The 13,646-nt window shown below is 28.6% G+C and carries 14 protein-coding genes; 13 read left to right on the top strand and 1 reads right to left on the bottom strand.

Features of this window, described 5'->3' with window-relative positions:
• Positions 1–75: 75 nt before the first annotated feature.
• From ACEXNK_RS16805 to ACEXNK_RS16790, 4 genes are all read left to right on the top strand, one after another.
• Positions 76–780, top strand: coding sequence for a GntR family transcriptional regulator (locus tag ACEXNK_RS16805; RefSeq protein ID WP_373600765.1), 705 nt, complete (start codon positions 76–78; stop codon positions 778–780).
• 257 nt (positions 781–1,037) lie between these two features.
• Entirely contained in the window at positions 1,038–2,396 is a 1,359-nt protein-coding gene (locus ACEXNK_RS16800; RefSeq protein WP_373600766.1) for a PTS sugar transporter subunit IIC, read from the top strand.
• Positions 2,397–2,417: 21 nt separating this feature from the next.
• On the top strand, positions 2,418–3,728 hold the full coding sequence (locus tag ACEXNK_RS16795) for a 6-phospho-beta-glucosidase (protein ID WP_373600767.1): 1,311 nt from the start codon (positions 2,418–2,420) through the stop codon (positions 3,726–3,728).
• Between the two features lie 257 nt (positions 3,729–3,985).
• Positions 3,986–4,345, top strand: coding sequence for a hypothetical protein (locus ACEXNK_RS16790; RefSeq protein ID WP_373600768.1), 360 nt, complete (start codon positions 3,986–3,988; stop codon positions 4,343–4,345).
• A gap of 25 nt (positions 4,346–4,370) precedes the next feature.
• Here the strand turns inward: ACEXNK_RS16790 and ACEXNK_RS16785 are convergent, their stop codons facing one another.
• A complete protein-coding gene (locus ACEXNK_RS16785; protein WP_373600769.1) occupies positions 4,371–5,213 on the bottom strand; it encodes a CvfB family protein in 843 nt (280 codons plus the stop codon).
• 199 nt (positions 5,214–5,412) lie between these two features.
• Between ACEXNK_RS16785 and ACEXNK_RS16780 the strand changes: the two genes are divergently transcribed.
• The 9 genes from ACEXNK_RS16780 to ACEXNK_RS16740 all read left to right on the top strand — a co-directional run bounded on the left by ACEXNK_RS16780 (position 5,413) and on the right by ACEXNK_RS16740 (position 13,447).
• Positions 5,413–6,147 (top strand): GntR family transcriptional regulator, encoded by a 735-nt coding sequence (locus tag ACEXNK_RS16780; RefSeq protein WP_373600770.1) that lies wholly within the window; start codon positions 5,413–5,415, stop codon positions 6,145–6,147.
• An 11-nt stretch (positions 6,148–6,158) separates the two neighbouring features.
• Complete coding sequence (gene nagA / locus ACEXNK_RS16775) at positions 6,159–7,292, top strand: N-acetylglucosamine-6-phosphate deacetylase (protein WP_373600771.1); 1,134 nt, start codon at positions 6,159–6,161, stop codon at positions 7,290–7,292.
• Between the two features lie 21 nt (positions 7,293–7,313).
• Entirely contained in the window at positions 7,314–8,063 is a 750-nt protein-coding gene (gene nagB / locus ACEXNK_RS16770; protein WP_373600772.1) for a glucosamine-6-phosphate deaminase, read from the top strand.
• Positions 8,064–8,387: 324 nt separating this feature from the next.
• Positions 8,388–8,927 (top strand): helix-turn-helix domain-containing protein, encoded by a 540-nt coding sequence (locus ACEXNK_RS16765; protein ID WP_373600773.1) that lies wholly within the window; start codon positions 8,388–8,390, stop codon positions 8,925–8,927.
• A 20-nt stretch (positions 8,928–8,947) separates the two neighbouring features.
• Positions 8,948–9,991, top strand: coding sequence for a spermidine/putrescine ABC transporter ATP-binding protein (gene potA, locus ACEXNK_RS16760; RefSeq protein WP_373600774.1), 1,044 nt, complete (start codon positions 8,948–8,950; stop codon positions 9,989–9,991).
• Between the two features lie 4 nt (positions 9,992–9,995).
• Positions 9,996–10,838 (top strand): ABC transporter permease, encoded by an 843-nt coding sequence (locus ACEXNK_RS16755; RefSeq protein WP_373600775.1) that lies wholly within the window; start codon positions 9,996–9,998, stop codon positions 10,836–10,838.
• Positions 10,839–10,936: 98 nt separating this feature from the next.
• Complete coding sequence (locus tag ACEXNK_RS16750) at positions 10,937–11,608, top strand: ABC transporter permease (protein ID WP_373600779.1); 672 nt, start codon at positions 10,937–10,939, stop codon at positions 11,606–11,608.
• Between the two features lie 38 nt (positions 11,609–11,646).
• On the top strand, positions 11,647–12,699 hold the full coding sequence (locus tag ACEXNK_RS16745) for an ABC transporter substrate-binding protein (protein WP_373600776.1): 1,053 nt from the start codon (positions 11,647–11,649) through the stop codon (positions 12,697–12,699).
• 97 nt (positions 12,700–12,796) lie between these two features.
• On the top strand, positions 12,797–13,447 hold the full coding sequence (locus ACEXNK_RS16740) for a glycoside hydrolase family 73 protein (protein WP_373600777.1): 651 nt from the start codon (positions 12,797–12,799) through the stop codon (positions 13,445–13,447).
• Positions 13,448–13,646: the final 199 nt, after the last annotated feature.

Below are 13,646 nucleotides of genomic sequence, written 5' to 3'. Positions count from 1 at the left end.
ATATATTATAATTAAATGTATATTCATTATATTATTAAAATATATACAATGTGCAAACAAGAAGGGGAAATGAAAATGAGTGAACCTATATATAAAAAAATAGAGAATTATATTAAAAATTTAATACAAACAAAATCTTTAAAACCAGGTGAGTTAATTCCATCAGAAAAGCAATTAAGTGAAGAATTTAGTGTTACTAGAATGACAGTTAGGTCAGCGTTAAACAATTTAGTTAAAGATGGATATATAACAAGACAAAGAGGTGTAGGAAGTATTGTATTAGCTAATAAAGTATATGATAACATATCTGCGGTAAGCGGTTTCACAGAAGAAATGGAAAGTAAAGGTTATGAAGTATCTAACATATTAGTAGAGCTTAACATAGTTGAAGCTGATGATGAGCTTATGAAAAAATTAAATATTACGGAAAAAGAAAATGTATGGGAAATAAAGCGAATACGATTAGCTAACAATAGAAAATTATCTTATATGGAAACATATATGCCTGTAAAATTGTTTCCTAATCTTAAAAAATCTCATTGTGAAGGATCACTATATAATTATGTAGAAAAAGAGTGCGGTTATAAAATTGCAATGTCAGAAAGAGAAGTGAGTGCAGTTTTAGCAAATGATGAATTGGCAAATTTACTAGACCTTACAAGACCTGAAGCAATTTTATATATAAGTCAAGTTTGTAAATTACAAAACAGTGAAGTGTTTGAATATTCTCATACATATCACTATGGATATACTTTAACATTAAGTGCTGTATCTGAATAATCAGGTACAGTTTTATTTTGCTTAAAAAATTTTTTTGCAAAATAGGAAAATGTTTTTACAAAACTATTGAAATGTATATACATTTAAAATATAATATATATAACAATATAAATAAAACATATAGGCATTTGATTTTGATAAAAAAATAAGCCTATAAAAAGCAATTATGATTAGTATTATAAAAAGCTAACAAATTAGGGGAAGTTAAAGAACTTAAGAAAACGTTTCGAAGAGAAAGTATTTAAAGGAGGATTACTATGGGAGCAATAATGAAATTTATGGATAAGTATGTTATCCCAGTAGCAGGAAAACTAGGTGCTCAAAGACACTTAGTAGCAGTAAGAGATGGTTTCGTAGCAATGATACCTATAACTATGATAGGTGCTTTAGCTACATTAGTTAACAATTTGCCAGTAGAGGCATATAAAAACTTTATGGCAAGTATATTTGGAGAAAATTGGACTATGCTAGGAGGAGACCTTTGGTGGGGATCTATAGCAACTATGGCTATATTCTTAGTTGTTGCAATTGCATACAATCTTGCTAAATCATATGATGAGGATGGATTACAAGCAGGACTTATAGCTTTAGCTATATTCTTTGTAATGGCACCTCAAGTAGCTAATATTAAAACAGATGCTGGAGAATTGATTAGTGGATGGGGATTCATTCCATCAGGATATATTTCCAACTCAGCGTTATTCTCAGCTATAGTAATAGGTTTACTTTCAACAGAAGTATTTGTTAGGTTATCTAAAATAAAGAAAATGACTATAAAAATGCCAGATGGTGTACCGCCAGCAGTAGCAAGATCTTTTGCTAAGCTTATACCTGGTATGTTAACAATATTAATATTTGGAATTATAGGAGTATTAATTAAGAAATTTACAGGTGGATTATTCCTAAATGATATATTAACAACTTATTTAGCAGCACCTCTTAAGGGAGCAGCGGATTCATTAGGATCAACAATGTTAATAACATTCTTTATACATGCATTATGGACTGTAGGTCTACATGGAGCAAATATAGCAATGCCTGTTACAGAAACATTATTAATGGACTTAGGTGCAGAGAATGCAGCTTTAGCTCAAGCTGGAGCTACACATGGATACCATGTATTTGCAGGAGCATTCCTTGATGCATTCGTATACTTAGGTGGATCAGGTATGATACTTGGTTTAATAATAGCATTAGTAATTGCAGGTAGAAGACGTAAAGATATGATAGCTTTAGGATTAGCGCCATCATGTTTCAATATAAGTGAGCCAGTTATATTTGGATTACCAATAGTTTTAAATCCAATATACATGATACCTTTTGTATTAGCTCCAGTAATATGTTCGGCAGTTGCTTATATGGCTATTAAAGTCGGTTGGGTAATGCCGGTTATAATGCCGAAAATACCTTGGGTAACACCACCAATACTAGGAGGAATAATGGCTACAGGTCACTGGACAGGAGGACTTTTAGCAGCTGTTAACTTAGCTATATCAATAGTTATTTATATACCATTTGTTATAGCATCAGAGAAAATAGAAGCAAGAAAGGCTAAATTAGCTCCAGTTCAAGACAATAATGATGATGATTTTAGTTTTGATGATTTAGAATTATAGACTACGATAGGAGATAAGACTATGAAAAAAGGACTAAAGATAGTAACTATAGGGGGAGGATCAAGTTATACTCCGGAACTTGTAGAAGGTTTTATAAAAAGATATAAAGAACTACCAGTAAGAGAATTATGGTTAGTTGATATAGAACAAGGAAAAGAAAAATTAGAAATAGTAGGGAATCTAGCTAAGAGAATGGTTAAAAAGGCTGGGCTAGATATGGAGATACATCTAACATTAGATAGAAGAGAAGCTTTGAAAGATGCTGACTTTGTAACTACTCAGTTAAGGGTTGGATTATTAGAAGCAAGAATAAAAGATGAAAGTATACCTCTATCTCATGGAGTTATAGGTCAAGAAACTAATGGAGCGGGTGGATTATTTAAAGCTTTAAGAACTGTTCCTGTAGTACTTGATATAATAAAAGATGTTGAAGAATTATGTCCTAAAGCATGGATAATAAACTTTACAAATCCAACAGGAATAATAACAGAAGCTGTATTTAGATATACTAATTTTAAAAGATATATAGGATTATGTAATGTTCCTATAGGTATGAGAAATGGTATAGCTAAGTTATTTGAAGTTGAGAATGATAGAATAAAGATGGATTTTGCTGGACTTAACCATATGGTTTATGGGCTAAATGTAGCTTTAGATGGAAATGATGTTACAGATGAAGCTATAGATAAATTTGTTCATTCTAAATTAACAATGCAAAATATAAAGGCTATAGAGTTTAATGCTGAATTTGTAAAAGATTTAGGATTAATACCTTGTCCATATCATAGATACTATTATAAAACTAAGGAAATGTTAGAAGAAGAGTTAGGTGAATTTTCTAAAGGTAAGGCTAGAGGTCAAGTGGTTAAAGAATTAGAAGACCAATTATTTGAATTATATAAAGATGAAGAATTAGATATAAAACCTCCTCAATTAGAAAAAAGAGGTGGGGCATACTATAGTGATGCAGCTTGCAATTTAATAAGCTCTATATATAATGATAAACAAGATATTCAAGTTGTTAATACATTAAATAATGGAGCAATAAGAAACTTTAGAGATAATCAAGCTGTTGAAGTTAGTAGTGTTATAACTAAAAATGGGCCTAAGCCATTATCTATAGGATATTTACCAGAAGCTGTAGATGGTTTAGTTAGTCAAATAAAATCATTTGAAATGTTAGCGGCTAAAGCTGCTGTATATGGTGATTATAATGCAGCATACCTTGCATTATGTATAAATCCATTAATACCATCTGATGATTTAGCTAAAACAATATTAGATGAAATGATGGAAGCTCATAAAGAGTATTTACCTCAATTTAATAAATAGTAATTAATATAAAAAGAGTGCTAATAGCACTCTTTTTATATTTAATTAAACTATACTTAACAAATAGTTATAGGTAATTGATAGAGTATAGTTATATCAACACTTTTTTGAAAGTAAAAAAAGACATTTTTGAGCAACGGACGAAGTCGTTGGCGACAGGAGCGAAGCGACTTTTTTATAATGCTAAAATATATGATATACTTATATTTAAATTAAAAATATTTATTATACTTACTATAAAAATTTGGAGAAAATATATGAAAAAAAAATACATAAAATTGAGCATAGTTTTTATTATAATATTAGCTATAATTATTTTTGGTTTAAATAAATCTGAAAATAAAAATGATGAAACTAGTAGCAAGGAAGTAAATCAATCTACAAATGTAAAACCTATATCAAAAGAAACAGCATTAAAAGTTATTAAGGCTGAATATGGGGACAAAGTAATAAATACTGAAGAAGATATAAAACAAGAAGGGGATGAATATATAGTTGATGTACATGTTCGTATAGAGGAAAATGAGGGCGAGGTTGAAGATATGCATGTACATGAGCAAAGCATTGGGAAACATAAAATAAATATATACACAGGAGAAATTGAAAGGAAAAAATAAAGAGTATGATAAATCATACTCTTTATTAAACTAGACGAGTTCCTTCTTCGTCTTGTTCTATTAATCCTTTTTTCATTAGTATACCTAATGTACGTTTAAAGTTTTTCTTACTACAATTGAACACCTCTGATATATCAGAAGGGTCTGATTTATCGTTATAAGGCATAAAACCTCTTGAAGCATTGTTTAGATGGTTTATTATTTTTGATTCTAACTCGTTTAATTCTTCTTCTCTTCCTTGTCTAGGAGTAAGACCTAGTTTTCCGTCTTCATATACTTTTATAACTTTAAGGTTTAATTGGTCACCTATATTTAATTTAGTAAAATATTCATTATGAAGTATAACACCTTCGAATTTATTATCTACACAAACCATAGCACTGTTGTTAGTTTGGAATCCATAAACAACTCCTGTAACACTATCTCCAACTTTATAGTCAGAATCTGTAGAAAGAAGTTCATCTATTTTTGTAGTAGCTGCAATTCTTTCTGTTTTATCTAAGTATAAATAGAATAAATATTTTTTACCCTTTTTTAAATCATAATGCTTAGCACTAAAAGGAACTAAAATATCTTTTTCTAATCCTATATTTATGAAATATCCTATTTTAGTAGCATCTACAACTTCAAAATAACCTATTTCATTTACCTTAGCTAAAGGAGCAACTAGAGTAGCTGCTAATTTATCTTTAGAATCTCTATAAACAAATGCATCAACTTCATCTCCTGGAATTAACACTTCGTAATTAGTAAATTTTCTGTGCATAAATATATCATCACTTGTATTACCAGTTTTAGCATCTAAGAAGAAACCGAACTCAGCCTTTCTAGCTATTGTTAATTTATTAAAATCACCTATTTTTATCAATTTAATTCACCTCTTTATTTTAAAATTTAAATTTGTATATTCTATTATAATACCATATTTATGGGTATCTTATAAATAAATTATAATTTATATGAATTTTTATTATAAATGTATATAAACTATTGATGCATGTTATAAATCATAGTATAATTGGTATATACCAAAATGGTATATACCATATCAAGAGAGTGGTGAAATTATGAAGTTAGTAGATAAAAATATTCAGACTCCTTTACATATACAACTTATGAAAATTATAAGAGATATGATTAATTCGGGAGAACTTAAAGCAGGTGATTCTATAATACCTGAAAGAGAATTATGTATAATTCAAAATGTTAGTAGAATGACAGTTAATAAGGCGATAGTAAATTTAGTTAATGAAGGTTTTTTATATAGAGTTCAAGGTAAGGGTACATTTGTATCAGCAATAAAACAAAAAAATAGATTTTCAAGCATGCAAGGATTTACAGAGGTAATGAAAGATAAAGGCATGCATATAAAAACAGACATATTATCTTTTGAAGAAGATATTCAAGATGAATATATAAGGCAAGAACTTAAAATTAAAGATGAAAATGAAAAAATATACAGAGTAGAAAGACTAAGGTATATAGAAGATGATCCATTTGGTATAGAGATAAGTTATATACCGAAAAAGATGTGTGAAAACCTAAAGCGTGATTTGGAAATTAATAACTCTTTATATTCTATAATTAGTGAAAATTACAACTATAAAATGAAAAGAGCAGAGCAAATTATAGAACCAATAATGCTATCAAAAGAAGAGGCGAAACTTTTAAAGCAAGATAAAGGGACTTTGGCACTTAAGTTAAAAAGAACTTCATATATAGATGAAGATATTCCTGTTGAGTATACTATATCTATATTTAGAAGTGATAAATACCAATATGAAATATTATTAAATGCATAGGGGGTAAAATAATGAAAGCAATAGTTAATGGAAGGATTCTTTTAAGAAATGAGATTTTAGAAAATAAAGTATTAATATTTGATGAAAAAATAATAGATATTGCTGATGCAGTACCTTCAGGATGTGAAACTATAGATGCAAAAGGAAAATTAGTATCTCCAGGATTCATAGATATACACATACATGGGAATATGGGAAAAGATACTATGGAAGGAACTGATGAAGCTATAGATACTATATCAAAATCAATAGCTAGACATGGAGTAACTTCGTATCTTCCGACAACTATGACTATGGATGAGGAATCTATAGCTAAAGCTTTAGATTCAGTTAGAAGAGGTATGAATAGAAATATAGATGGGGCAAAGGTTTTAGGAGCTCATTTAGAAGGTCCATTTATAAATAAGATATATAAAGGAGCTCAAAACGGAGATTATATAGTTAATCCAAGTTATGATTTTGTTAAAAAATATGAAGATGTAATAAAAGTTATAACTTATTCGCCTGAAGAGGATATTGACTTTAAATTTACAAAAGATATAAAAAATAACACAGACATAGTTTTATCTATAGGTCATAGTGCAGCTACATTTACAGAAGCAAGAGATGCTATAAGACTAGGAGCTAACAATATAACTCATACATTTAATGGTATGACAGGATTAAATCATAGAGATCCAGGTGTAGTTGGAGCAGCACTTACAACAGATGTATATTGTGAGTTTATATGTGACACTATACACATAACAAAAGATTTATTCCAATTTATACTAGATAGTAAGGGGAAAGATAACGTTGTTTTAATAACTGATTCGATGGAAGCTGGAGGCCTAGAAGATGGAACATATAGTTTAGGAGGGCAAGCTGTAATAGTTAAAGATGGAGCTGCTAGATTAGAAAGTGGATCTTTAGCTGGTAGTGTTTCAAGTCTAAATAGAATGGTTAAAAACTTCTATGAAAATACAAGTTTAAAAATAAATGAAGTTGTACATTTAGCATCATTAAATCCTGCTAGATCTTTAGGAATAGATAATAAAAAGGGAAGTTTAGATATAGGAAAAGATGCAGATATAGCTATATTTGATAATGAATTAAATTGTCATATGACTATATCAAATGGAGAAGTTATATTCAATCAAATATAATATACATGGTGGAGGAAGAATATGAGAATATTAGTTTGTAAAAATTATGATGAGATGAGTAAAAAAGCAGCACAAATAATAGCGAGTCAAGTTACTTTAAAACCTGATTCTGTATTAGGACTAGCTACAGGAAGTACACCTATAGGAATGTATAAAAATTTAGTTAAAATGTACAATGATAATGAATTGGATTTTTCAGATATTAAAACATTCAACTTAGATGAATATTACCAATTGCCAAGAGATAACGATCAAAGTTACTACTATTTTATGCATGAAAATTTATTTAATCATATAAATATTAAAGAAGAAAATGTAAATATACCTAATGGCATGAATGAAGATGTAGAAGCTGAGTGTGAAAAATATGATACAGCTATAAAGAATATAGGTGGAGTTGATATACAAGTACTAGGTATAGGTCATAATGCGCACATAGGATTTAATGAACCTGCAAGTATTTTTGAAAAAGGTACAAATTTAGTTGACTTAAAAGAATCTACAATACAAGCTAATGCTAGATTTTTTGAATCTATAGATGATGTTCCTAAAAAAGCAGTAACTATGGGTATTGGATCAATTTTTACAGCTAAAAAAATAATGTTAATGGCATCAGGAGAAGGAAAAGCTGAAGCTATATATAATACTGTTCATGGAAATATAACACCAGAGGTACCATCTTCTATACTTCAACTTCATGAAGATGTAGTACTAATCTTAGATGAAGAAGCAGCTAGCAAGTTAAATAAAGAGGATTATAAATTAGTATAAAGAAAAGTCTATTCCTATTAAATAGGAATAGACTTTTTGCATAAAATTTAAATAAAGTAAACATCCATAATAGTTAAATAATTAATTATTATGGATGTTTACTTTAAAATTAGGGATACTAAACTTTGTAAATATTAATATAAACAAGTTTTTTAAAATAACACAGAAAGTGTGTAAAATACTAGCTTTTCTAATTAAGCAAAAAAATAAAAAACTTATCAAAAACTATTGAAATATAACTGCAAATTTTATATAATATGATTTGTTGTTTAGGAATTTTAAACATAAGGTTTAGTAAAAATGAATAGAATTAGGAGGTGGACCATGGATATTGGTGAGAAAATAAAAAGACTAAGGATAGAAAAGCAACTAACGCAAGAAGAATTAGCAAATAGGTGTGAACTTTCTAAAGGGTTTATATCTCAATTAGAAAATAACTTAACATCACCATCCATTGCGACACTTATAGATATATTAGAAATTTTAGGAACAAATCTTAAAGAGTTTTTCAATGAGATGGACAATGAAAAAATTTGCTTTACTAAAGAAGACATGTTTGAAACTGAAGATGAAGAATTGAAATATACATTTAAATGGCTAGTTCCAAATTCTCAAAAGAATGAGATGGAGCCAGTAATAGTTACTTTATCGCCAGGCGGACAATATAAAGAAGAAAAACCTCATGAAGGAGAAGAATTTGGTTATATATTAGCAGGTTCTATTTACTTGCATATTGGTGATAAAAAAAATAAGGTTAGAAAAGGAGAAAGTTTCTACTTTAAACCTAGAGCTAATCACTATATATCAAATGCAGGAAAGACAGAAGCAAAAGTTATATGGGTGAGCACACCACCAACATTTTAGAGAAATAAAGAGGTGAGAAAATGGTAGATAATATAATAGAATTAAAAAATATATCTAAGACGTATGATGATAATACTGTATTAAACAACTTAAGTTTAGATATAAAGAGAAATGAATTTCTTACATTACTAGGACCTAGTGGATGTGGGAAAACAACTACTTTAAAAATAATAGCTGGATTTGAATTTGCAGATAATGGAAGTGTAATGTTTGACGATAAAGAAATTAATAACTTACCTCCAAATGAAAGACAAATAAATACAGTTTTCCAAAAATATGCATTATTTCCTCATATGAATATATATGAAAATATAGCATTTGGATTAAAAATTAAGAAATTACCTAAAAAAGAAATAGATTTAAAAGTAAAAGAAATGCTAAAACTAGTTGCATTAGAAGGATTTGAAAATAGAAGTGTAGACTCACTAAGTGGAGGACAACAACAAAGGGTTGCAATAGCTAGAGCGTTAGTTAATGAACCTAAGGTTCTTTTACTAGACGAGCCACTAGGAGCACTAGACTTAAAGCTAAGACAAGAAATGCAAACAGAACTTAAAAAAATACAACAAAAGTTAGGAATAACATTTATATTCGTAACTCATGACCAAGAAGAAGCATTAACAATGTCTGACACTATAGTTGTAATGAATAAAGGTAAGATACAACAAATGGGAACTCCAGAAGATATATACAATGAGCCTAAAAACTCATTTGTAGCTAGATTTATAGGTGAAAGTAATATATTTGATGGAATAATGTTAGAAGATTACAAAGTAGATTTTTGTAATAGAGTTTTCGAATGTGTAGATAAAGGATTCAATAAAAATGAGAATATAGAAGTTGTAATAAGACCGGAAGATATAAAAATGGTAAAAGCTGAAGATGGTATGTTAAAAGGAAAAGTTATATCTAGTGTGTTTAAAGGTGTTCACTATGAAATAACAGTAGAAGAAAATGGTAGAGAGTGGATATTACATAATACTAAGACTGCAGAAACAGGAAGTGTTTTAGGTATGGATATATATCCAGAAGATATTCACATAATGAAAAAGGTAAGTGAATAAGAATATGAGAAAAAATAAAGGATCATACTTAGCATACCCTTATATAGTATGGAGTGCACTATTTATAGTTGTACCTTTAATACTAATACTATTTTTTAGCTTTACAGTAAAAGAAAACGGACAGTATATATTTTCTTTAGAAAATTACAATAGACTTATAGATCCTATATACTCAAAAGTATTTTTAAGATCTATATGGTTAGCATTAGTATCAACTGTAATATGTTTGGTACTAGGATACCCAGTTGCTTATATAATATCTAAAATAAAACTAAGTAGAAGAAATACGGTTATAATGCTATTTATACTACCTATGTGGATGAACTTCTTATTAAGAACATATGCGTGGGCTGCTATTTTAGGAAGAAATGGTTTATTAAATACATTTTTGACAACAATAGGATTAGAACCTATAAATATAATGTACACTAACACAGCTGTGTTATTAGGTATGGTATATAACTTCTTGCCGTTTATGGTTTTACCTATATATACAGTATTAATAAAAATTGATCAAGACTTAATAAACGCAGCAAAAGATTTAGGAGCAAGTAGCTTCCAAGTATTTACTAAGGTAATATTCCCTTTAAGCTTACCGGGAGTAGCATCAGGGATAACTATGGTATTTATGCCTGCAGTTTCAACATTCGTAATATCAAGATTATTAGGTGGAGGGCAATACATGCTGATAGGTAACTTGATAGAACAACAATTTATGTCTGTCGGAGATTGGAACTTTGGATCAGCAGTATCAATATTTATGATGATAATGATACTTATATCTATGGCATTTATGTCAAAATTTGATGGTGATTCTAACAAGGAAGGCGGGGGATTACTATTTTAAAGAAACTAGGATCTAAAATATATCTTACATTGATATTTATATTTTTATATGCACCAATACTTGCATTAGCTTTATTTTCATTTAATGATTCCAAATCAATGGCTAGATGGCAAGGATTTACTCTAAAATGGTATGGCAAGCTTTTAGAAGATGATAGAATAATGACAGCTCTATACTATACTATTTTAGTGGCTATATTATCAGCTGTTATAGCAACTATAATAGGAACTATAACTGCTATTGGTATACATAGGATGAGAAATGGCAAAGGTAAAAAACTGTTACTTAATATAAACTATTTACCAATATTAAATCCTGATGTAGTTACAGGGGTTTCTTTAATGACTATGTTTGCATTTTTAAGTTTACAGTTTGGATTTTTTACAATGCTATTATCACATATATTATTCAATATTCCATATGTAATACTATCTGTTCTTCCTAAGTTAAAGCAGTTACCGTCTAACTTAGAAGATGCAGCTATGGATTTAGGTGCAACACCTATGTATGCATTAAGAAAAGTAATTTTACCACAAATAAAGCCAGGGATAATATCAGGATTATTAATCGCATTTACAATGTCAATAGATGACTTTGTTATAAGTTTCTTTACTACAGGTAATGGAGTGAGTAACTTATCTATAGAGATATATTCTATGGCAAGAAGAGGTATAAAACCAGAAATAAATGCGCTATCAACAATAATGTTTGTAGTGGTTTTAATACTATTATTACTATCTAATAGAAGTAGTGATAAAAAATCAGCATAAGTAAAGTTCGGAAAATATTAATCTAAGGAGGAAAGTTTATGAAGTTAAAAAAGGTAGTAGCTTTAAGTACAACTGTTATAGTAGCAATGGGACTATTAGCAGGTTGTGCTGGTAAAAAAAACTCTAGTGAGGTATTAAATATTTATAATGTAGGAGACTACATAGATGAATCTTTAATTGAAAAGTTTGAAAAAGAAACAGGTATAGATGTAGTATATGAAACTTATGACACTAATGAAGCTATGTATCAAAAAATAAAGAGTGGAAGTTCTAATTATGATTTAATATTCCCTTCTGATTATATGGTTGAAAAGATGAATAAAGAAGGTATGTTACAAGAAATAGACTATAATAATATACCTAACTATAAAAATATAGCAGATGAATTTAAAAACTTATCTTACGACCCAGAAAATAAACATAGTGTTCCATATCTTTGGGGAACTTTCGGAATACTATACAATAAAGATATGGTAGATGATAAAGTTGATAGCTGGAATATACTATGGGATGAAAAGTATAAAGGGAACATAATGATGCTAGACTCAGTTAGAGATAGTATGGGAATATCTTTAAAGAGACTAGGATACTCAATGAACAGTGAAGATTCTAAACAAATAAATGAAGCTAAAGATCAACTTATAAAACAAAAACCTTTAGTTGCTGCTTATGGAAATGATGACTTAAAGGATAGATTAGTAGGTGGAGAGGCTGCTATGGGAATAGTATACTCAGGAGATGCATTAACACTTACAAAAGAAAATGACTACTTAGCTTATGCTATACCAAAAGAAGGAACTAATAAGTGGTTTGATGCTATGGCTATACCAACAACTGCTGAAAATAAAAAAGAAGCAGAACAATTCATAAACTTTATGTTAGATGCAGAAAATGCTAAAACGAATGTAGAATATATAGGATATTCAACTCCTAATAAAGCTGCTTTAGATATGTTACCAGATGAGTATAAGAATAGTCCAATATTCAACCCATCTAAGGAAATAATAGAAAAAAGTGAAGTATTCAAAGATTTAAATAAAGATGTATTAAAAGAGTACGATGAAGCTTGGATACAAATAAAATCTGAATAATAAATAAAAAATATGTGCTTATATAAGCACATATTTTTTTTGCTTTAATTAATAGTTTATAGTATATAATATAAATTATTAAAAATTGGAGGTAAGTATGGGGAGAAGAAAAAAGCTTATTGGAAAAAGATTTAAATTAAAAACGAGGACTAAGAAAAAGTTAAAAAAACAAATCAAAGTAATGGTTCTTTTAATTGGAATTGGCATAGGTATATATGTAATATTTGACATAGATAAATATGAATATAAAACTCTTACTAGAGAAGAATTAAAAATTGAAGAGGAAAATTTTGAATTTATAAAAACAATTGAGAAAGAAGCTCAAAAAAGCTATAAGGAATATGGAGTTTTTCCATCTATAACAATAGCGCAGGCTATATTAGAATCAGGATGGGGTAACTCTCAGCTAACTAAAGATAGTAACAATTTATTTGGAATAAAAGCAGATGATAGTTGGAAAGGGAAAACTATAGAAGTGATAACTACTGAAAATTATAATGATAAGATAACTGCTAGCTTTAGAAAATATAACTCTATAGAAGATTCTATAAAAGATCATGCGAAGTTTTTACAAGAAAATAAAAGGTATGAAGAAAATGGAGTATTTGATGCTGAAAATTATAAGGAACAAGCTCAAGCTTTAGAAAAGGCGGGATATAGTACAAAGCAAAATAGTAATGGAGAGTATATTTATGGAGACATACTAATAGAAATAATAGAAAAATATAGACTATATATATTAGATTAAAATAAAAAATAAAAAAACAATTGACTTTAGAAATTAAAGATGATATTATTAATAATGTGCTCAACAAGAGCAGCAAGAACTTTGAAAATTAAACAGTAGGTTAATTATAAAAATTCTTTTTTAAGAATTAAACAACAAACAACCAAGCCAGATATTCAGATAATGATTAGCTGAGCAATTGGACAACTTTTTAAATTAT

Origin of the sequence: Paraclostridium bifermentans, assembly GCF_964259345.1 — a bacterium.
Taxonomy (GTDB): domain Bacteria; phylum Bacillota; class Clostridia; order Peptostreptococcales; family Peptostreptococcaceae; genus Paraclostridium; species Paraclostridium bifermentans_B.
Note: the sequence above shows the minus strand (reverse complement) of the source record. Positions and strands in the feature narration are given on the sequence as shown.

Coding starts and splice junctions, on each gene's coding strand:
- ACEXNK_RS16805 (WP_373600765.1), top strand. CDS start 76: ATGAGTGAACCTATATATAAAAAAATAGAGAATTATATTAAAAATTTA.
- ACEXNK_RS16800 (WP_373600766.1), top strand. CDS start 1,038: ATGGGAGCAATAATGAAATTTATGGATAAGTATGTTATCCCAGTAGCA.
- ACEXNK_RS16795 (WP_373600767.1), top strand. CDS start 2,418: ATGAAAAAAGGACTAAAGATAGTAACTATAGGGGGAGGATCAAGTTAT.
- ACEXNK_RS16790 (WP_373600768.1), top strand. CDS start 3,986: ATGAAAAAAAAATACATAAAATTGAGCATAGTTTTTATTATAATATTA.
- ACEXNK_RS16780 (WP_373600770.1), top strand. CDS start 5,413: ATGAAGTTAGTAGATAAAAATATTCAGACTCCTTTACATATACAACTT.
- nagA (WP_373600771.1), top strand. CDS start 6,159: ATGAAAGCAATAGTTAATGGAAGGATTCTTTTAAGAAATGAGATTTTA.
- nagB (WP_373600772.1), top strand. CDS start 7,314: ATGAGAATATTAGTTTGTAAAAATTATGATGAGATGAGTAAAAAAGCA.
- ACEXNK_RS16765 (WP_373600773.1), top strand. CDS start 8,388: ATGGATATTGGTGAGAAAATAAAAAGACTAAGGATAGAAAAGCAACTA.
- potA (WP_373600774.1), top strand. CDS start 8,948: ATGGTAGATAATATAATAGAATTAAAAAATATATCTAAGACGTATGAT.
- ACEXNK_RS16755 (WP_373600775.1), top strand. CDS start 9,996: ATGAGAAAAAATAAAGGATCATACTTAGCATACCCTTATATAGTATGG.
- ACEXNK_RS16750 (WP_373600779.1), top strand. CDS start 10,937: ATGGCTAGATGGCAAGGATTTACTCTAAAATGGTATGGCAAGCTTTTA.
- ACEXNK_RS16745 (WP_373600776.1), top strand. CDS start 11,647: ATGAAGTTAAAAAAGGTAGTAGCTTTAAGTACAACTGTTATAGTAGCA.
- ACEXNK_RS16740 (WP_373600777.1), top strand. CDS start 12,797: ATGGGGAGAAGAAAAAAGCTTATTGGAAAAAGATTTAAATTAAAAACG.